Raw genomic sequence first — 18,781 nt, forward strand, 5'->3', positions numbered from 1 at the left:
ATGTCCTTTCGCGCTTTGCTGATCATGGCGTTCTGCAACATCGCCTGGGCGCTCAACGTCGTGGTCAGCAAGCTGGCGATTACCGACTTTTCCGCTCCGCCGCTGTTCTACGCGCTCGTGCGCTCCATCATCGTCGCGGCGGTGCTGATTCCGCTGCTGCGGCCCCTGCCAGCCAAGCTGTGGCAGGTCCTCGTCATCGGCCTGGCCATCAGCGGCGGATCCTTTGCGCTGCTGTTCATGGGCCTGGAAACCGCCAGCCCGTCGGCCGCTGGCGTCGTCAGCCTGAGCGGCGCGCCGATGACGGTGCTGTTCGCCATCCTCTTCCTGGGCGAGAAGGTGCGCTGGCGGCGTGGGCTGGGCATCGGCCTCGCCTTCGGCGGCGTGCTGTTCGCCATGGCAGGGGAGAACCAGATGCAGACCAGCACCGGGCTGCTGCTGGTATTCCTTTCGGCGATGGTCGGGGCGCTCGGCACCGTTTTCGTCAAGCGTCTCGACCTGTCGTCGATCCGGCTGCAGGGCTGGGCGGCGGTGGCTTCGGTCGCCGTGCTGCTGCCCCTGTCACTTACGCTGGAAAGTGGTCAGTTCGCGGCTCTGGCCGCTTCGCCCTGGGAACTGGCGGCGTGTCTGGTCTTTGCCAGCCTGGTCGTCTCGATCGGGGCGCACACCGCCTATTTCCGCCTGCTTGGCGAATACGACGCCAATCTGGTCGTGCCGCTCACGCTGTTCACGCCGATCCTGACGATCGTGTTCGGCGCGTGGCTGACCGGCGATGCGATCGGCGAGCGGCTGGTGATCGGCGGTGCGATCGCGCTGGCAGGGGTGGCGATAATCGTGCTGCGGCCCAGCGCGACTTTCACGCGCCGGTTCCTGGTGCGCCCGCGTTTCTGATCAGTCGAGCGTGACCGTCCAGCCGTGGGTGTCCTCGATGGCGCCCTTCTGGATGCCGACCAGTTTCTCGCGGATCTTGTGGGTCATCTGCCCGATCCCGCCGCTACCGATGGTGAATTCGCCATCGGGGCCCAGCACGGTGCCGACCGGGGTGACGACCGCGGCGGTGCCGCAGGCCATCGTCTCGAGCAGGCGGCCTTCGGTGGCGTCGGCACGCCACTGGTCGATGCTGTACGGTTCCTCGCGCACCTTCAGACCCTCCTCGCGAAGAAGCTGGATCAGGCTGTCGCGGGTGATGCCGGGCAGGATCGTACCCGTCAGCGGCGGGGTGATCACGCTGCCGTCGTCGAACACGAAAAACAGGTTCATCCCGCCCAGTTCCTCGACCCATTTCTTGTCGACCGCGTCGAGAAAGACCACCTGGTCGCAGCCATTCTCGATTCCTTCGGCCTGCGGGACGAGGCTGGCAGCGTAATTGCCGCCGGTCTTGGCCGCCCCGGTGCCGCCGGGGGCGGCGCGGGTGTAATTGCGGCTGACCCAGATTTTCACCGGCTTCGCGCCGCCCTTGAAATAGCCGCCGACGGGCGAGGCGATCAGGATGTACTTGTACTGCCGCGCGGGACGTACGCCCAGGAACGCTTCGGAAGCGAACATGAAGGGCCGCAGGTACAGCGCGCCATCGGGGATCGAGGGGACCCAGTCGCGGTCCTTGGCGACCAGCTGGCGGATCGATTCGAGGAACAGCTCTTCGGGCAAGTCGGGCATCGCCATACGGCGCGCGCTTTCGTTGAAGCGCCGGGCATTCTTTTCGGGGCGGAACAGCGCCAGCGTGCCGTCTTCGCGCTTGTACGCCTTCATGCCTTCGAAGATTTCCTGCGCATAATGCAGCACCGCTGCCGCCGGATCGAGACTGATCGGCTCGCGCGGGCCCAGCGTCGCCTTGTGCCATCCACCAAGATCGGCATCGTAATCGATGACCACCATGTGGTCGGTGAAGAGCGTGCCGAAGCCGGGGTCCATCAGGGCCTGCTGGCGTGTTTCACCGGGGACGGGGGCGGAATGGGGTAGGTGCTCGAAATCCATCTGCGCGCGGGTAATGGGAAGCCGCGCGCGAGGCAAGGTTTTGGAGCAGGCCGGGAATGGGCAGTCGGATCATGGCGCGCAATGCCCGCGAATTGCCGGCGCGGCAAAATGAGAAGGGCAGCCCCACGCCCGTAGGTGGAACTGCCCTTCGCATGGTCAGCGGCGGGAAGTGCCGCTTACGAAGCCTCTAAAGGTATGTTCTACCGATAGTGCCCCGTGCGGAAACTTGCCGACCTCTCTGCTGGACCATGAGACATCGGATCACCTCCTTTCGCGCTGTTTAGAGCCAAAGTACCCCGTCTCCGGGGACCAAGATCGCGTTTCGCCGCTGATCTTGGAAGGCATATTGGAGTCTTCGAGGGGGGCAAAACAACCCTTGTAAAAAAGTTTTCCCACGTCAGACTTGGCGTTTGTGGCTCGGGTCGTTTCCCGGGCCTTTTTTGTGCCGCGAGATCCCGCGTGCCGCGAGAGCGAAGCGGGTCGCGACTCCGCCTAGCGACAATCCTCGATCACGCGGGAAACTTCCGCCCAGGGCGGCAGGTAAAGTGTGGACAACCCCGGCGTCTCGACCGCGAATCGTCCGCGCGTCACCGCCATCGCATCGAGCAGCGGGTCATTCGCCGCGAGCGTCGCCGTCAACGATTGCAGTTCGCGCGCAGCAGGCGCCGCAGCAAGCGTGCGATCGGTGGTTTCGGTGCGGATCGTCATTGTCGCAGGTGCGGCGGCGCTGCCGATACGGCTGAGGGTTACGCGTGCGGCACCGCGGTCGCAATCGATCGCGAACAGGGGCTTGTCGGCATTTGCACCGAACATGGCCACGCCGCCATCAGCCTCGGCGCGGTAACTCCAGTCGCCCGCGGTTTGCGGCCGGTCGATCCAGTTTTCCGATGCGGGCGGAGCGGGCCGCTGCGGGGCCGGCGCGGTGGCGGTGGGCGACGGGGTCGGCGTCGGTGTTGGCGTGGGTGCCGGGGTCGAATCGGGCGCGGGCACGCAGGCCGCGATGGTGAAGCTCAGCGCCAGCGCGCCACCCAGATGCACATAGATCGGTTTCATGCATGCACAATGATCGCTAACGCGCATGTTTCCAATGACGAAAAAGATGCGCCTCGATCAGATGCTGGTGGACCGCGGGCTCGTGGAGAGCCGGACGCGCGCGCAGGCGCTGGTCATGGCGGGGCTGGTGTTCAGCGGCGAACAGAAACTGGCCAAGCCCGGCCAGCAATTGCCCGTGGACGCGGCGCTCGACGTGCGCGGGCGCGATCATCCCTGGGTTTCGCGTGGCGGGATCAAGCTGGCGCATGCGATCGAACATTTCGACCTCGACCCGCGCGGCGCGGTGGCGATGGACATCGGCAGTTCGACCGGCGGTTTCACTGACGTATTGCTGCAAGGCGGGGCGGAGCATGTCTTCGCGGTCGACAGCGGCACCAACCAGCTGGCCTGGAAACTGCGGCAGGACGAGCGCGTCACCGTGCTCGAACAGACCAGCGCGCGCATCCTCACGCCCGAAATGATCGACCGGCCCTGCGACTGGGTCGTGTGCGACGCCAGCTTTATCGGTCTGGCCAAGGTGCTCGAACGCCCGCTCCAACTCGCAGCCCCGCACTGCCGCTTGGTTGCGCTGATCAAGCCGCAATTCGAGGTCGGGCGCGAGGAAGTGGGCAAGAAGGGCGTGGTCAGCGACCCCGCACTGCACCGCCGCGTTTGCGACGAAGTGCGCGACTGGGTCGAAGGACTGGGCTTTACCGTACAGGGCATCGCCCAAAGCCCGATCACCGGCCCCGAAGGCAATATCGAGTTCCTCATCAGCGCCGAGAGAAGCGCGCCGCGCGATTGACCTTGCGCCTCGCTTGGCACTAGTCGCACATCAAAACCTATTCACGGAGAGAGCATGTCCGCCAATATCGCCGAAATGGAACGCCGCCGCGATGCCGCCAAGATGGGCGGCGGGCAGAAGCGGATCGACGCGCAGCACGCCAAGGGCAAGCTGACCGCGCGCGAGCGGCTCGACATCCTGCTCGATGAAGGCAGCTTCGAGGAACTCGACACCTATGTCGAACATGACTGCGTCGATTTCGGCATGCAGGACCAGAAGATCCCCGGCAACGGCGTGGTCACCGGATCGGGCACGATCAACGGCCGGCTGGTCTATGTCTTCAGCCAGGATTTCACCGTCTTCGGCGGCTCGCTGTCGAAGCGCCATGCGGAGAAGATCTGCAAGGTGATGGACACCGCGATGAAGGTCGGCGCGCCGGTGATCGGCCTCAACGACAGCGGCGGCGCGCGTATCCAGGAAGGCGTCGCCAGCCTCGGCGGCTATGCCGAGGTGTTCCAACGCAACGTGCTCGCCAGCGGCGTGGTGCCGCAGATCAGCCTGATCATGGGGCCGTGCGCGGGCGGGGCGGTCTACAGCCCGGCGATGACCGACTTCATCTTCATGGTCGAAGATTCGAGCTACATGTTCGTCACCGGCCCCGATGTCGTGAAAACGGTGACCAATGAGGTCGTCACGCAGGAAGAACTTGGCGGCGCGAAGACGCATACGACCAAGACCTCGGTCGCCGACAACAGCTTCGAGAACGACATCGAGACGCTGCTCGCGACGCGCGATTTCTTCGATTACCTGCCGCTGTCCAACCGCGAGGACGTGCCCGAACGCCCGACGAGCGATGCCTGGGACCGCGAGGAGCCGAGCCTCGACACGCTGATCCCCGACAATGCCAACCAGCCTTACGATATGCACGAAGTCATCCGTAAGACGCTGGACGAAGGTGATTTTTTCGAAGTGCAGCCGGGCCATGCAGCGAACATCATCTGCGGTTTCGGCCGGGTCGAGGGGCGCACGGTGGGCGTGGTTGCGAACCAGCCGATGGTTCTAGCGGGCGTGCTCGACATCAATTCATCGAAGAAGGCCGCGCGCTTCGTGCGCTTCTGCGATGCTTTCGAAATCCCGATCCTGACCTTCGTCGATGTGCCCGGCTTCCTTCCCGGCACCAGCCAGGAACACAATGGCATCATCAAGCACGGCGCGAAGCTGTTGTTCGCCTATGCCGAGGCGACCGTGCCCAAGATCACCGTGATCACCCGCAAGGCCTATGGCGGCGCCTATGACGTGATGGCGTCCAAGCACCTGCGCGGTGACCTCAACTACGCCTGGCCGACCGCCGAGATTGCGGTGATGGGGGCAAAGGGCGCGGTCGAGATCATCTTCCGGTCAGATCGCGGGAATGCCGAAAAGATCGCCGAGAAAACCAAGGAATACGAAGACCGCTTCGCCAATCCCTTTGTCGCGGCAAGCCGCGGCTATATTGACGAGGTGATCTACCCGCACTCGACCCGCAAGCGCATCGCGCTGGGGCTCAGAAAGCTGCGGACCAAGCAGCTCGAGAACCCGTGGAAAAAGCACGACAATATTCCGCTGTGATGCGCCGACGTCGATCTGATCCGACTTACATGGCGTTTTTTCTGATTGTTTTGGTGATAGGACTACTGGCCGTTCTTGATCCTTTCGGGACCGCTTCGCCATCTCGCCAAGCGCTGGGAGGTTTGGTCCTCGGGCCATTGTCGATTTGGTATGCGATTCGGGGTTGGCGCAGGGGTGTCTTTCCGGAACTCTCCAAAAGCAAGCGTCAGGAAAACGCCTTTCAATTTTGGTTTTGCTTCATCGCATTCGCATTAGCTGGGGTGATTTTTACAGTGATTGGGTTCAGAGCATGGTTAGGAAATTAAGATGAAACTAGGCCGTCTCAATCATATCGGCGTCGCCACGCCTTCGATCGAGGAATCGGTCCGCTATTACCGTGAGGTGATGGGCGCGACGAAGTTCCACAAACCCTTCGATCTCGAGGAGCAGGGGGTGACAGTCTGCTTCGTCGATACGCCCGGCGAAAACGGCACCCATGGCACGCAGATCGAGCTGATCGAGCCGCTGGGCGAGCAGTCGACGCTGACCGGTTTCCTCGCCAAGAACCCCGCTGGGGGGCAACACCATGTCTGCTACGAGGTCGAGGACATCGAGGACGCGCGTAAGTGGTTCGAGGACATGGGTAAGCGGATCCTCGGCCCCACGCGCATCGGTGCGCATGGCACGCCGATCTTCTTCCTGCACCCCAAGGACATGATGGGCCAGCTGACCGAGATCATGGAAACGCCCAAGGACGACGCGCATTGGTCGAATTGAGGGGGTGGGAGAACTGATCGCGCGCGCCCAACCTTTTTCGTCACCCCCGCGCAGGCGGGGGTCCAGCTGACCTTGCGAGTTTGAACGACCGTTATCTGATCCCCGCCTGGGCGGGGATGACGGGAAAAGACGGCGGAAATGAGAGGAACTTCGATGCTATTCTACGACAGTCCCAACCCGGCGCCCAATCCGCGCCGCGTGCGTATCTTCGCCGCCGAGAAGGGCATTGAGCTTCCCAGCAAGGAAGTCTCGATCCCCAAGCGCGAGCAGAAGGCGGAGGACTTCGTCGCCAAGAACCCGCGCGGGCAGACGCCGATCCTCGAGCTCGACGACGGCACCGTGATCGCCGAAAGCGTCGCGATCATGCGCTATCTCGAGGCCGAGCATCTCGAACCGCCGCTGTTCGGCACCACCTCGCGGGAAATCGCGGAAATCGAGATGTGGTGCCGCAGGGTCGAGATGATCCTCATGCCGCCGGTCGGCGCGGTGTGGGTGCATACGCATCCCTTCACCGCCGCCCTGCCGGGGCGCAATGCGGAATGGGGCGAGGCCAACCGGCCGCGCGTTGCCGAGGCGATGCGCTTCTTCGACGAATCGCTCGGGGCGCGCGACCACCTCGCCGGCGACGATTTCTCCGCCGCGGATATCCTGCTGCTGACCACGGTCGATTTCGCCAAGTTCGTCGGGCTCGAAATGCCCGGGGAATGCGCGGCGCTGGCGGCATGGCACGAGCGGGTATCGGCACGGCCCAGCGCGGCGGCCTGAAGCCCACCCGCTGCGCAAGCCTCTTGCACGCGGGCGTCATCGCAGCCAAGGTCGGTTGCGAAACGAAACGAAACTAACCAATAGCACCCTGGAGAGTGACGCGTGAGCTACGAAACCATCGTCGTCGAGAAGGACGGCCCGCTGACCACCATCACGCTCAACCGGCCCGACCGGTTGAATGCGATGCCGCCGCAGATGGCGGACGAAATCGGCGCGGCTTTCTACGATCTGGGCGACAGCCGCGCAGTTCTGATAACCGGCGCGGGCAAGGGTTTCTGCTCGGGCGCCGATCTCGCTGCGCGGGGCGAGGGCAGCGCGCTGCAGAACAAAGGCGGCAGCCACCGCGCCCTGCAGAACCATTACAACCCGGCGATCAACCAGGTGCTGCGCGCCGACGTGCCCGTGATCTGCGCGGTCAACGGCCCCGCCGCGGGCGTCGGCTGCAGCCTTGCGCTGGCGGGCGACTTCGTGCTGGCGGGCAAGAGCGCCTATTTCCTCCAGGCCTTCGTCAACATCGGCCTCGTGCCCGACGGCGGATCGACCTGGCTGCTCGCGCGCTCGATCGGCCGTGCGCGCGCCACGCGGATGATGATGCTGGGCGAGAAGATCGGTGCGAGCCAGGCCGAGGACTGGGGCCTGATCTACAAGGCGGTCGATGACGAAGCGCTGATCGGCGAAGCCCGCGCGCTGGCGGAGAAGCTCGCCAATGGTCCGACGCTGGCCTACGCCACGATGAAGAAGAACATCGCCACCGCGATGGATGGCACCATCACCGAGGTGCTGCTGGCCGAGGCCGAGGGCCAGCGCCTGGCGGGTGCGAGCAAGGATGCGATGGAAGGCGGCATGGCCTTCCTCCAGAAGCGCAAGCCGGACTTCAAGGGCGAGTAAGAGGCGAACGCCGCAAGTCTTTCGTCATCCCCGCGAAGGCGGGGATCCAGCGAAGCTTGCCATTGATCGCACCCTTATCTGGACCCCCGCCTACGCGGGGGTGACGGGGGAGGAGGGTGGTTTGCACCGCACCCGCTCTTTTCCTGTGCATACGATTGTGGTTTAGGACCGTGCATGACCGACAAGCCGACTTATGACGATTGGAAGCCCCTCGCCGACAAGGAAGTGAAGGGGCGCGATCTCACCTGGCACACGCCCGAAGGGATCGCGGTGAAGCCGCTGTATACCTCCGAGGACACTGCCGCGCTGGTCGATCCCGGGGTGCCGGGGATCGCGCCGTTCACGCGCGGGCCTTATGCCTCGATGTACACTGGGCGCCCGTGGACCATCCGCCAGTATGCGGGCTTCTCCACGGCAGAGGAATCGAACGCCTTCTATCGCCGCAACCTTGCTGCCGGGCAGAAGGGTTTGTCGGTCGCATTCGATCTCGCCACGCACCGCGGCTATGACAGCGATCACCCGCGCGTCGTCGGCGATGTCGGCAAGGCGGGCGTCGCGATCGATACGGTGCGCGACATGGAAATCCTGTTCGACCAGATCCCGCTCGACACGATGAGCGTATCGATGACGATGAACGGCGCGGTGATCCCCGTGCTGGCCTTCTACATCGTTGCCGCCGAACGGCAGGGCGTCGCCCAGGACAAGCTGGCCGGGACCATCCAGAACGACATCCTCAAGGAGTTCATGGTCCGCAACACCTATATCTATCCGCCCGAACCGAGCATGCGGATCGTTTCGGACATCATCGCATATACTTCGGCCAACATGCCGAAATTCAACAGCATTTCGATTTCGGGCTATCACATGCACGAAGCCGGGGCGACGGCGGTGCAGGAACTGGCCTTCACCATCGCCGACGGCAAGGAATACGCCAAGCGCGCGATCGAAGCGGGGCTCGATATCGATGCCTTTGCGCCGCGCCTGTCCTTCTTCTGGGGCATCGGCATGAACTTCTTCATGGAGATCGCCAAGATGCGCGCCGCGCGCGCGCTGTGGCACGATGTCATGGAAGGGCTGGGGGCGCAGAACCCCAAGTCGAAGATGCTGCGCACGCATTGCCAGACCAGCGGCGTCTCGCTGCAGGAGCAGGACCCCTACAACAACGTCATCCGCACCACGGTGGAAGCAATGGCGGCGGTGCTGGGCGGAACGCAGTCGCTCCACACCAATGCGCTGGACGAGGCGATCGCGTTGCCGACCGATTTCAGCGCCCGGATCGCGCGCAACACGCAGTTGGTGATCCAGGAGGAGACCGGCATCACCAATGTCGCCGATCCGCTGGGTGGCAGCTATTACATCGAAAGCCTCACCGCCGCGCTGGTCGAACAGGCCAAGGCCATGCTCGACGAGGTCGAGGCGGCCGGCGGGATGACCGAATATGTCGCCAGCGGCAAACCCAAGGCGCAGATCGAGGAGGCGGCAGCCGCCAAGCAGGCCAGTGTCGACCGCGGGGAAACCGTCATCGTCGGCGTGAACAAGTACCGCCGCGACAAGGAAGACGAGATCGACACGCTCGATATCGACAACCACAAGGTCCGCCAGAGCCAGATCGCGCGACTGGAAGAAGTGCGCGCCAAGCGCGACGATTTCGCTTGCCGCGCTGCGCTCGACGCCCTGGCGCGCGGGGCCGCCCAGCGTGAGGGGAACCTGCTTGCCCTCGCGGTCGAGGCTGCGCGTCACGATGCGACGCTGGGCGAAATCAGCCAGGCGATGGAAGACGCCTATGGCCGCTACGACACGATCCCCAAGCCGGTCCGCGGGGTGTATGCCGCCGCCTATGCCGAAGACGACCGCTACCAGCAGGTCGTCGAAGGCGTGCAGGCGGTCGAACGCCGGCTCGGGCGCGCACCCCGGCTGATGGTCGCCAAGATGGGCCAGGACGGGCACGACCGCGGCGCCAATGTCATTGCCAGCGCGTTCACCGACATGGGCTTCGAAGTCCTCTCTGGCCCGCTGTTCCAGACGCCCGGTGAAGCCTGCGCCATGGCGCTGGAACACGATGTCGACGCGATCGGCGCCAGCAGTCTTGCCGCGGGACACAAGACGCTGATCCCCGAGCTGATCGGGCACCTGCGCGATGCCGACCGTGCCGATATCAAGGTGATCGCGGGCGGGGTGATCCCGCAGAAGGATTACGACTTCCTGCGCGATGCCGGGGTGCAGGGCATCTACGGCCCGGGCAGCAATGTCGTCGAATGCGCCGCCGACGTGCTGCGCTTGCTCGGCCACAACATGCCGCCCGCGGGCGAGGATCTGGACGAGGCGGCGCAGTAGTGAGCGCATCTTCGTCCCCTGCCTTCCTGCCGCTTGCCGCCATGATGTTCGCGGCCGGGCTGGGCATTCCGGTTTTCGCGGCGCTTAACGCGGGGCTCGGCCAACAGCTTGGCGGGCCCGTGGCGGCGACGGCGGTGACCTTCGCGATCGGCTTCGTCATCGCCACTGCGATGCTGGTATTCACCGGGTTTCCCGCCGCCAGCACCTTCACTTTCGAACGGCCCTGGTTGTGGATCGGCGCCGTCGTGATGCTGTTCTACGCCACTTCGGTGGCCTACTCCGCGCCGCGTATCGGGCTGGGCAATGCGATCTTCTTCGTGCTGCTGGGCCAGATCGTCGCTGCGGCGATTATCGACCATTTCGGCCTGCTTGGCTCCATCCAGAGCGCGATCACCCCCAAGCGCGCGCTCGGGCTGGCGGTCATGGCATTCGGCCTTTACCTTGCCAGGAAGCCTGTATGACCCAAATCCGCACCGACTGGACCCGCGACGAGATCGCGGCGCTGTTCGACCTTCCCTTTACCGAACTGCTGTTCCAGGCCGCGAGCATCCACCGCGAGTTTCACCCGCCCAGCCAAGTCCAGCTGTGCACGCTGCTCAGCATCAAGACCGGCGGGTGCCCGGAAGATTGCGGCTATTGCTCGCAGTCGGTGAAGGCCGACAGCGGGGTCGAGGCGACCAAGCTGATGGAAGTGCAATCGGTCCTTCAGCGCGCGGCGCAGGCGAAGGATGCGGGCAGCCAGCGGTTCTGCATGGGCGCCGCCTGGCGCAATCCCAAGGACCGCGACATGCCCGCGATCGTCGAGATCGTGAAGGGCGTGCGCGCGATGGGGCTGGAGACCTGCATGACGCTGGGCATGCTGACGCCGAAACAGGCCGACATGCTCAAGGAAGCGGGCCTCGACTATTACAATCACAATGTCGACACCGGCCCCGAATATTACGAGCGGGTGATCTCCAGTCGCAAGTACGAGGACCGGCTCGACACGCTGCAGAACGTCCGCGATGCGGGCATCAATGTCTGCAGCGGAGGGATCGTCGGCATGGGCGAAACGCGCAGCGACCGCGTCGGCTTCGTCCACACGCTCGCCACGCTGGAACGCCATCCCGAAAGCGTCCCGGTCAACGCGCTGGTCCCGGTCAAGGGCACGGTGCTGGGCGACATGCTGGCTGATACGCCGCTCGCCAAGATCGACGATATCGAATTCGTCCGCACCGTCGCGGTCGCGCGCATCACCATGCCGATGAGCATGGTGCGCCTGTCCGCCGGGCGCGAGAGCATGAGCGAGGCCACGCAGGCGCTGTGCTTCATGGCGGGCGCGAATTCGATCTTCACCGGCGACAAGCTGCTCACCGCGCCCAATGCGGGCGACGACACCGACGCCGCATTGTTCGCCAAGCTGGGCCTGACGGCGTTGCAGCAGGAAGAACCGATGCGCGCCTGCAAGGTGGCCGAGCCGGCCGAATGATCATCCTGTCGTCCCTGCTGCTGACTGCGCAGGCCGCTGCCGGCATGCCCGACTGCACCAACCCGCAAGTGCAAAGCGAGATGAACATCTGCGCGCATCGGGAATGGGAGCAGGCCGATGCCGAACTGAACGCCCTGTGGCCGCAAGTGCGCGCGATCATGCAGCGCGAGGATGGTTATGCGGTCGAGGATGACCAGCCGGGCTATTGGGAGAGCCTGCTGGAAGCCCAGCGCGCCTGGATCGCGTACCGCGACGCGCACTGCCGGCTGTCGAGCTACGATGCGCGCGGGGGAACGATGCAACCGCTCCTCCACAGCACCTGCATGACCGTTCTGACCGAGCGGCGAACCGAAGAACTGCGCGAATTGACGCGCAATCAGATGTCCGGCGAAGCGAAGCCCGGAACGGAGAACTGACACCGATGTTCACGAAAATCCTCATCGCCAATCGTGGTGAAATCGCCTGCCGCGTCATCAAGACGGCCAAGCGCATGGGTATCGCGACCGTGGCGGTCTATTCCGATGCCGATGCGCGCGCACCCTTCGTTCGCATGGCTGACGAGGCGGTGCATATCGGTCCCGCAACCGCGTCGGAAAGCTATCTGGTGGCGGACAAGATCATCGCCGCGGCCAAGCAGACCGGCGCCGAAGCGGTGCATCCGGGCTATGGCTTCCTGTCCGAACGCGCGAGCTTCGTCGAAGCGCTGGAAGCGGAGGGCATCGCTTTCATCGGCCCGCCGGTGAACGCCATCGCCGCGATGGGCGACAAGATCGAATCCAAGCGCATCGCCAAGGACGCCGGGGTCAACACGGTTCCCGGATCGCCCGATGCGATCGAAACCACCAAAGACGCGCTCAAATGGGCCAACGACATCGGCTATCCGGTGATGATGAAGGCCAGCGCGGGGGGCGGCGGCAAGGGCATGCGCCTCGCCTGGAACGACAAGGATGTCGAGGAGGGCTTCGAAGCGACGCAGCGCGAAGGGCTCAACTCCTTCGGCGACGACCGCGTCTTCATCGAGAAGTTCATCGAGGATCCGCGCCACATCGAGATCCAGATCCTCGGCGACAAGCACGGCAACATCATCTACCTCAACGAGCGCGAATGCTCGATCCAGCGCCGCCACCAGAAGGTGGTCGAGGAAGCCCCGTCGCCCTTCGTGACGCCGAAGATGCGCAAGGCGATGGGCGAGCAATGCGTCGCGCTGTCGCAGGCGGTGGGCTATCACAGCGCGGGCACGGTCGAACTGATCGTCAGCGGCGCCGACAAGACCGGTGAGAGCTTCTACTTCCTCGAAATGAACACCCGTTTGCAGGTGGAGCATCCGGTTACCGAGGCGATCACCGGTGTGGACCTGGTCGAGCAAATGATCCGTGTCGCGGCGGGCGAGAAGCTGGCGATGACGCAGGACGATGTGAAGATCGACGGCTGGGCGATCGAGAACCGCGTCTATGCCGAAGATCCCTATCGCGGATTCCTGCCGTCCACCGGGCGCCTGGTGCGCTACCAGCCGCCGGTCGAACCCTGGGCCGATGACGGGCAGGAGAACGGCCGCCGCGGCGTCGACGGCGTTCGCGTCGACGACGGCGTGTTCGAAGGCGGCGAAGTGTCGATGTTCTACGACCCGATGATCGCCAAGCTGGTGACCTGGGGCGAGACACGCGACGAGGCGGCCGACCTGCAGATCGCGGCGCTCGATGCCTTCCGCATCGAGGGGCTGGGGCACAATGTCGATTTCCTCAGCGCGATCATGCAGCACCCGCGCTTCCGTTCGGGTGAACTGACGACCGGCTTCATCGCCGAGGAATATCCCGATGGGTTCACCGGCGCGCCCGCGTCCGACCAGCTGACGCGGGTTCTGGCCGCGGTCGCCGGCGTCATCGCAACGGCCGATGCCGACCGCGCGCGGCGCGTCGAAGGGCAGCTGTCCGACGACCTCTACGCTCCCGGCGACTGGACCGTGCGCATCGGCGAACGCGAGGAAGGCTCGACATCGCACGAAGTGCGGCTCGAGGAAGCCGCGCTGACCGTCGATGGCGAACCGGTCATGCTGGAAATGCAGTACACTCCGGGCGAAACGATGGTCGATGTCGCGCTGTTCGAAAACGGAGCGGACGACGATGCCGATCCGGTTGCGCGCTACACGCTCCAGCTGCGGTCCACTCGGACCGGCTATGCCATCACGACGCGCGGTGCGACGCATCATTTGCGGATCCTGCAGACGCGGGTCGCGCATCTCGCGGCGCATATGATCGAGAAGACCCCGCCCGATCTGTCGAAAATGCTGATCTGCCCGATGCCGGGGCTGCTGGTGAAGCTGCACGTAGCCGAAGGCGAGGAGGTCCAGCCGGGTCAGCCGCTCGCCACCGTCGAGGCGATGAAGATGGAAAACATCCTCCGCGCCGAAAAGCAGGCGACGGTGGGCAAGATCAACGCAGCGGAAGGCGATTCACTCGCAGTGGATGAGGTGATCCTCGAACTCGAATAGTTCGCTGATCCGGTGCAAACGGAACTTCCTGCGCAAGATCGGTTCAGCGGTGCTTTCCGTTTCGCGCAGGTTTCCCCGCCGAGCCGGCCAAAATGGTAAATGCTCTGGAATCCCTGCGCCAAGGGGTAGATAATCCGTGCCTTCGGGTTCGCCTTGTGCATCCACGCAGGAGGTTTCGAACATGGCACGCATGGGTACCGGTTTCTTCGATGCGAAGGGCCACTATTTCAAAACGCCGGACGAGGCGACGATCAGCGACTTGTCGGCCATTCTCGGCAAGATCGGCGACGGCGAAAGCCTCGCTCCGGGTATAGCGCACACGCTGCTGCATCGTCGCAGCGAGATCGAGCAGCTTTTCACCGACCACGACCGCATGCTGGCAGAGTACGAGCCGGTGGGCGCGGCCTCGGTTACGCGGTTGGAAACGCGGCTCAGCTGATCAGGTCGCTGCCGGCGCAAGCGCGAGGTGGTAGCACTGGTTGTGCGGACCATTGGCGTAGTCCGCGAAAGCTTCGCCGGCGAAAAATCCGCGCTTGGCATACAGTGCGACCGCGGGGGCGAACCGCTCGTTCGTGCCCGTCTCGAGGCTGAGCCGGGAAATCCCTTCTGCCCTGGCGATCGCGATCAGGCGATCGAGAACTGCCGATGCAACTCCGCGGCCCAGATGGTCCGCATGGGTGCGCATCGATTTGAGTTCGGCACTATCGGCGGACAGGCGTTTCATCGCCCCGATGCCGACTAAAACTTGTCCACGCCATGCACCCAGCAGCGTGATGCCCGGTCCGGAAAGACCACTCTCGTCGAGCGCAAAGCTGGTACCCGGCGGCGACATCGCCAGCATGTCGCGCTGGTGATAGGCGACCAGTTCCCTCACTGCGGGATCGGAAAGGTGGGCGGGGCGGATGTCGAGAACCATTCCCGCAACGATGCGCGCGGCCGGATCGGCGGTCAATGCGCCTGCAATTGTTCGTCGAGGAATGCCGCGATGTCGGTCATTTCGACATCGCGGGCGAGATAGGCTTCGCCGATCGCGCGGAGCAGGATGAAGGGCAGCGTGCCCGCGTCCATCTTCTTGTCGTGGAGCATGTGGTCGGCAAGCCGCCGACCGTCACAGTCGAGCCCCAGCGCGGAAATTTCCGCGGGCAGGCCGGCAGCATCGACCGCGGCAGTCACGCGCTGCGCGTCGGCCAGCGAAATCTCCTCGCGCCGCGCCGAATAGCGTGCGGCCAAGACCATCCCCAGCGCGACGCCTTCACCATGCAGCAAACGGTCGGAAAAGCCGGTTTCCGCCTCGAGCGCGTGGCCGAAGGTATGCCCGAGGTTGAGCAGCGCGCGGGCACCGCTGGTCTCGCGTTCGTCCTCCGCCACGATCCGCGCCTTGGCGGCAACGCTGGCGGCGACGGCGCGTTCGGTGGCAGCGGGGTCGAGGGCGACGACGGCCCGGCCGTCCTGTTCGAGCCAGTCGAAAAACCCGCGATCGCCAAGCACGCCGTATTTGAGAACTTCGGCATAACCGGCGCGAAGTTCGCGTTCGGGCAGCGTGCCCAGCGCGCCCAGATCGGCCAGCACCAGCGAAGGCTGGTGGAACGCGCCGATCAGATTCTTGCCCGCCGCGGTGTTGATCGCGGTCTTGCCGCCGACCGAACTGTCGACCTGCGCCAGCAGCGTGGTGGGCAGTTGCACGAAGCCGCAGCCGCGCTTGAGGATCGCGCAGGCAAAGCCGGTCAGGTCGCCGACCACGCCGCCGCCCAGCGCGAAGACATGGTCGCCGCGTTCGACACCCTGGTCCAGCAGCCAATCGGTCAGCCGGGCGAGACTGTCCCAGCTCTTCGATGTTTCGCCGGGCGCGACATCGTACCAGCGCGGTTCGATGCCCGCGGCAGAAAGCGAATTGCCGACGGCTTCGCCCCAGTGTCGGCGCGCGTTGGCATCGGCCACGATGCATGCATGGCGCTTGCGCAGGAGGGGCCGAGCCTGCGCTGCCAGATCGGCCAGCAACTGGTTGCCGACACGCACTTCGTAGCCGCGGCCGGCCAGTTCGACGGGAATTACAGCCATGCGTCTATCGCACTCAGGATGCTCAGCGCGGTTTCGGTGTGCGGCGCATCGTCGGTGACGACATGGACCTGCGCCTCGGCATAGGCGTTGCCGCGCTGGTCCTTGAGCTGCGTCAGGATTGCGCGCGGATCGCCCTTGCGCAGCAGCGGCCGGCTGTCGCGCCGCGCGGTGCGTTCGACCAGCGTATCGATATCGCAATCGAGCCACACCGCGATGGCGCGGTCGAGGATCAGGGCCCGGGTCTCGGGATCGACGAAGGCGCCGCCGCCGGTGGCGATCACGCCGTGGCCTTCCTCGACCAGCCGGGCAATCACCCGGCGTTCGCCGGCGCGGAAATAGAGTTCGCCATGCGCTTCGAAGATTTCGCTGACCGACCGATCGGCGGCGCGTTCGATTTCCTCGTCGACATCGATGAAGTCGGTGTCGAGCAGCGCCGCAAGGCGGCGTCCGACCGTGGACTTGCCGACCCCCATCAGGCCGACCAGCACCACGGGGCGATCGATCCGCCGGGCAAGGCCGCCGATTTCGGCAGGCGTGAAGGCTGTTGCATGGGTCATTGCCGCCGTGCCTAGAACTGGGCTAGGGCGCGGGCAAGGTATCAGCACTTGAAACGGGACGCGAAAATCTTGGCGATGAGCGGGAGAAAGATTGCAGGTCTCTTGGCAATATTGTTCGCCGTGTTGGTGATCGCGGCGCTGATCGATGGCGGCGAGGAACCGCTGCATCCGATCGAACAGGGTATCGATATGCCGGAGGCTGCACGATGAAATCCGCATGGCTGGCGGGCGGCGCCGCACTGGCGCTGAGCTCGGCGATGGTTCTCGCGCAGGACGCACCGGTCGATCTGCTGCCGCCGGGTTTCGACGAACCCGCGCCGGCACCGACCCCGACGCCGACACCCCGGGCGACGCAGGCTCCGGCCGCGCCGGGACCGGCTGCGGCACCACGCGACCCGGGCGAAGCCGGCGCATCGCAATCGGGCGAAGTAGTGCAGCCCCTGCCGACACAGCCGGCGCCGGTCGGCGGGACCGACCTCGACCTGGCCGACTTGCCGACGCTCGAAGAGCTCGAGGCGATGTCGACCGACGAACTCGACGAATTGCTGGGCCTGAAGCCGAAATTCGACATCCCGCCCGCGGCACGCCGGTCGATGGAACAGGTGGGCATTCTCGGCCAGCGCGAGGGCGGTCTGCCGGCTGCTTCGCTGGCGCGCCAGCCTGCCGCGCTGGTGCGCGCGGTGCTGGCCGGTACGACGCGTCCGATGGTTTCGCGCTGGGGGCACATCCTGCTGCGCCGCGCCCTGGCCAGCCGACTGGCGACGCCTGAGGGAATGGATCCGGTCGAGTTCGCGACGTTGCGGGTCCGCGCACTCAACGCGCTGGGCGAACATGTCGTCGCCCGCGCCGTCGTCCAGGATATCGACACGGCAAACTATTCGCCCGCGCTCACCGATGCGGCGGTAGAGGCCTATATCGGCAGTGCCGACATTATTGGCGCCTGCCCCGCGGTGCGGCTGGTCGATACCCAGCGCGACGATGCCGAGTGGCAGATGCTGGCTGGGATCTGCAATGCCTATGCGGGCGAGGCGACCCGTGCGCAGAACGACCTGCGCCGCCTGCTGTCGCGCACCGAGGACGACCGTATCGACGTGCTGCTGGCGCAGCGTGTGGCGGGCTCTGCCGGGCGCGGACGCCGCGCGGTAACCATCGAATGGGACGGGATCGCGGCATTGACCCCGTGGCGGTTTGCCCTGGCCAATGCGCTGGGCGAGCCCGTGCCCGACGAATTGCTGGGCGATGCCGAGCCGGACCTGCTGCGTACCGCGGCGCTCACCCCCGCGCTTACCCCGCTGCAGCGCGCCCGCGCGGCGGACATTGCAGCGGCCAGCGGCATCCTGTCGTCGGCGGCAATGGTCGATCTCTACAGCCAGATTTTCGCGGAGGAGGGCGCCGAGGGCGATGCCGCTGTCACCGCGTCGCGCCTGCGCGAAGCCTATGTCGGAACAGATCCGCTGCAGCGGCTCGCCGCGATCCGCGATATCTGGGGCGGCGGCGGCGAGTTTTCCTATGGCAGGGTGGTGCTGACTGCCTATGCCGCCGCGCGTCTTCCGGTCGACGATGCATTGGCCGACGATGCGGACGGCCTGGTCGCGGCCATGCTCGCGGCGGGGCTTGATCGCGATGCGATGCGCTGGGCCGGCCAGGTGGATGACGGCAGTGTTGGCTGGGCCATGCTGGCCCTGGCCGATCCCGCCGGTTCGGCAATGGTCAGCGATGGCGAACTCGATGGCTTCGTGGACGAAGACGATTCGCCGCGGCAGCACAAGTCGCGCATGCTGCTCGCGGGGCTGGCGGGCCTGGGGCGCGTCGCGGATGCCGAAATAGCCGAGTATGGCGAGCGGCTGGGGGTCGACCTGGCGGCGCAGACACGCTGGACGCGGATGATCGAGCGCGCGGCCGAAGTCGACAATCCGGCGCTGGTCACCATGTTGGCGGGGCTCGGCATGCAGGGATCGGGCTGGGACCGCATGACGGCGCGGCACCTTTTCCATATCGTTTCCGCATTGCGGCGCGTGGGACTGGAAGCCGAAGCCAGAATGATCGCCGCGGAGGCGGTCGCGCGCGCCTGA

19 protein-coding genes are annotated in these 18,781 nt (G+C 65.2%); 14 read left to right on the plus strand and 5 right to left on the minus strand.

The genetic code is table 11. The features are described 5' to 3' along the window. Positions 1–888 (plus strand): DMT family transporter, encoded by an 888-nt coding sequence (locus SJY12_RS01370; protein ID WP_050599943.1) that lies wholly within the window; start codon positions 1–3, stop codon positions 886–888. Here the strand turns inward: SJY12_RS01370 and SJY12_RS01375 are convergent, their stop codons facing one another. Together SJY12_RS01375 and SJY12_RS01380 are read right to left on the minus strand one after the other, a co-directional pair. Then, positions 889–1,971, minus strand: a complete 1,083-nt coding sequence (locus SJY12_RS01375; protein WP_397505752.1) for a branched-chain amino acid aminotransferase — start codon at positions 1,969–1,971, stop codon at positions 889–891. A 492-nt stretch (positions 1,972–2,463) separates the two neighbouring features. Next, positions 2,464–3,024 carry a hypothetical protein gene (locus SJY12_RS01380; protein WP_397505753.1) on the minus strand — a complete coding sequence of 187 codons (561 nt, stop codon included), beginning with the start codon at positions 3,022–3,024 and terminating at the stop codon, positions 2,464–2,466. Positions 3,025–3,058: 34 nt separating this feature from the next. Here SJY12_RS01380 and SJY12_RS01385 point away from each other — a divergent pair, with 34 nt between their 5' ends. The 11 genes from SJY12_RS01385 to SJY12_RS01435 all read left to right on the plus strand — a co-directional run bounded on the left by SJY12_RS01385 (position 3,059) and on the right by SJY12_RS01435 (position 14,533). Then, positions 3,059–3,808 (plus strand): TlyA family RNA methyltransferase, encoded by a 750-nt coding sequence (locus tag SJY12_RS01385; protein ID WP_397505754.1) that lies wholly within the window; start codon positions 3,059–3,061, stop codon positions 3,806–3,808. Positions 3,809–3,862: 54 nt separating this feature from the next. Further along, a complete protein-coding gene (locus SJY12_RS01390; RefSeq protein ID WP_397505755.1) occupies positions 3,863–5,395 on the plus strand; it encodes an acyl-CoA carboxylase subunit beta in 1,533 nt (510 codons plus the stop codon). Positions 5,396–5,701: 306 nt separating this feature from the next. Further along, positions 5,702–6,151 carry a methylmalonyl-CoA epimerase gene (gene mce, locus SJY12_RS01395; RefSeq protein ID WP_397505756.1) on the plus strand — a complete coding sequence of 150 codons (450 nt, stop codon included), beginning with the start codon at positions 5,702–5,704 and terminating at the stop codon, positions 6,149–6,151. 153 nt (positions 6,152–6,304) lie between these two features. Beyond that, positions 6,305–6,916 (plus strand): glutathione S-transferase family protein, encoded by a 612-nt coding sequence (locus tag SJY12_RS01400; protein ID WP_341859498.1) that lies wholly within the window; start codon positions 6,305–6,307, stop codon positions 6,914–6,916. A 102-nt stretch (positions 6,917–7,018) separates the two neighbouring features. After that, positions 7,019–7,804: an enoyl-CoA hydratase-related protein gene (locus SJY12_RS01405; RefSeq protein WP_063535376.1), complete on the plus strand. Its 786-nt coding sequence runs from the start codon at positions 7,019–7,021 to the stop codon at positions 7,802–7,804. A 174-nt stretch (positions 7,805–7,978) separates the two neighbouring features. Continuing rightward, the gene (scpA, locus tag SJY12_RS01410) at positions 7,979–10,138 is read left to right on the plus strand and encodes a methylmalonyl-CoA mutase (protein ID WP_397505757.1); all 2,160 of its coding nucleotides are present in this window, start codon (positions 7,979–7,981) and stop codon (positions 10,136–10,138) included. Next, complete coding sequence (locus SJY12_RS01415; protein ID WP_228135230.1) at positions 10,138–10,599, plus strand: DMT family transporter; 462 nt, start codon at positions 10,138–10,140, stop codon at positions 10,597–10,599. The genes scpA and SJY12_RS01415 overlap by 1 nt, the downstream gene beginning before the upstream one ends. Then, entirely contained in the window at positions 10,596–11,606 is a 1,011-nt protein-coding gene (gene bioB, locus SJY12_RS01420; protein WP_160767012.1) for a biotin synthase BioB, read from the plus strand. The genes SJY12_RS01415 and bioB overlap by 4 nt, the downstream gene beginning before the upstream one ends. Then, the gene (locus tag SJY12_RS01425; RefSeq protein ID WP_397505758.1) at positions 11,603–12,022 is read left to right on the plus strand and encodes a lysozyme inhibitor LprI family protein; all 420 of its coding nucleotides are present in this window, start codon (positions 11,603–11,605) and stop codon (positions 12,020–12,022) included. Before bioB ends, SJY12_RS01425 begins: the two co-directional genes overlap by 4 nt. Positions 12,023–12,027: 5 nt before the next feature. Further along, positions 12,028–14,094: a biotin carboxylase N-terminal domain-containing protein gene (locus SJY12_RS01430; RefSeq protein WP_397505759.1), complete on the plus strand. Its 2,067-nt coding sequence runs from the start codon at positions 12,028–12,030 to the stop codon at positions 14,092–14,094. A 181-nt stretch (positions 14,095–14,275) separates the two neighbouring features. Beyond that, complete coding sequence (locus SJY12_RS01435; protein WP_063505175.1) at positions 14,276–14,533, plus strand: hypothetical protein; 258 nt, start codon at positions 14,276–14,278, stop codon at positions 14,531–14,533. On the opposite strand, the gene SJY12_RS01440 is transcribed toward SJY12_RS01435, so the two are convergent. The 3 genes from SJY12_RS01440 to SJY12_RS01450 are packed head-to-tail and all read right to left on the minus strand — an operon-like array spanning position 14,534 to position 16,709. Next, positions 14,534–15,046, minus strand: a complete 513-nt coding sequence (locus tag SJY12_RS01440; RefSeq protein ID WP_397505760.1) for a GNAT family N-acetyltransferase — start codon at positions 15,044–15,046, stop codon at positions 14,534–14,536. Further along, positions 15,043–16,152, minus strand: a complete 1,110-nt coding sequence (gene aroB / locus SJY12_RS01445; protein ID WP_397505761.1) for a 3-dehydroquinate synthase — start codon at positions 16,150–16,152, stop codon at positions 15,043–15,045. Before aroB ends, SJY12_RS01440 begins: the two co-directional genes overlap by 4 nt. Beyond that, positions 16,143–16,709: a shikimate kinase gene (locus SJY12_RS01450; RefSeq protein ID WP_397505762.1), complete on the minus strand. Its 567-nt coding sequence runs from the start codon at positions 16,707–16,709 to the stop codon at positions 16,143–16,145. The genes aroB and SJY12_RS01450 overlap by 10 nt, the downstream gene beginning before the upstream one ends. A 75-nt stretch (positions 16,710–16,784) precedes the next feature. On the opposite strand from SJY12_RS01450, the gene SJY12_RS01455 reads away from it, so the two are divergent. Beyond that, a complete protein-coding gene (locus SJY12_RS01455; RefSeq protein WP_397505763.1) occupies positions 16,785–16,919 on the plus strand; it encodes a hypothetical protein in 135 nt (44 codons plus the stop codon). Next, on the plus strand, positions 16,916–18,781 hold the full coding sequence (locus SJY12_RS01460) for a hypothetical protein (protein WP_397505764.1): 1,866 nt from the start codon (positions 16,916–16,918) through the stop codon (positions 18,779–18,781). The genes SJY12_RS01455 and SJY12_RS01460 overlap by 4 nt, the downstream gene beginning before the upstream one ends.

This window comes from Qipengyuania sp. R86523 (assembly GCF_044596365.1).
GTDB classification, from domain to species: Bacteria; Pseudomonadota; Alphaproteobacteria; order Sphingomonadales; family Sphingomonadaceae; genus Qipengyuania; species Qipengyuania citrea.

Excerpts from the sequence above, each read along its gene's own strand:
- SJY12_RS01370 (WP_050599943.1), top strand. The coding sequence starts at position 1 with ATGTCCTTTCGCGCTTTGCTGATCATGGCGTTCTGCAACATCGCCTGG.
- SJY12_RS01375 (WP_397505752.1), bottom strand. The coding sequence starts at position 1,971 with ATGGATTTCGAGCACCTACCCCATTCCGCCCCCGTCCCCGGTGAAACA.
- SJY12_RS01380 (WP_397505753.1), bottom strand. The coding sequence starts at position 3,024 with ATGAAACCGATCTATGTGCATCTGGGTGGCGCGCTGGCGCTGAGCTTC.
- SJY12_RS01385 (WP_397505754.1), top strand. The coding sequence starts at position 3,059 with ATGACGAAAAAGATGCGCCTCGATCAGATGCTGGTGGACCGCGGGCTC.
- SJY12_RS01390 (WP_397505755.1), top strand. The coding sequence starts at position 3,863 with ATGTCCGCCAATATCGCCGAAATGGAACGCCGCCGCGATGCCGCCAAG.
- mce (WP_397505756.1), top strand. The coding sequence starts at position 5,702 with ATGAAACTAGGCCGTCTCAATCATATCGGCGTCGCCACGCCTTCGATC.
- SJY12_RS01400 (WP_341859498.1), top strand. The coding sequence starts at position 6,305 with ATGCTATTCTACGACAGTCCCAACCCGGCGCCCAATCCGCGCCGCGTG.
- scpA (WP_397505757.1), top strand. The coding sequence starts at position 7,979 with ATGACCGACAAGCCGACTTATGACGATTGGAAGCCCCTCGCCGACAAG.
- bioB (WP_160767012.1), top strand. The coding sequence starts at position 10,596 with ATGACCCAAATCCGCACCGACTGGACCCGCGACGAGATCGCGGCGCTG.
- SJY12_RS01425 (WP_397505758.1), top strand. The coding sequence starts at position 11,603 with ATGATCATCCTGTCGTCCCTGCTGCTGACTGCGCAGGCCGCTGCCGGC.
- SJY12_RS01430 (WP_397505759.1), top strand. The coding sequence starts at position 12,028 with ATGTTCACGAAAATCCTCATCGCCAATCGTGGTGAAATCGCCTGCCGC.
- SJY12_RS01435 (WP_063505175.1), top strand. The coding sequence starts at position 14,276 with ATGGCACGCATGGGTACCGGTTTCTTCGATGCGAAGGGCCACTATTTC.
- aroB (WP_397505761.1), bottom strand. The coding sequence starts at position 16,152 with ATGGCTGTAATTCCCGTCGAACTGGCCGGCCGCGGCTACGAAGTGCGT.
- SJY12_RS01450 (WP_397505762.1), bottom strand. The coding sequence starts at position 16,709 with ATGACCCATGCAACAGCCTTCACGCCTGCCGAAATCGGCGGCCTTGCC.
- SJY12_RS01455 (WP_397505763.1), top strand. The coding sequence starts at position 16,785 with ATGAGCGGGAGAAAGATTGCAGGTCTCTTGGCAATATTGTTCGCCGTG.
- SJY12_RS01460 (WP_397505764.1), top strand. The coding sequence starts at position 16,916 with ATGAAATCCGCATGGCTGGCGGGCGGCGCCGCACTGGCGCTGAGCTCG.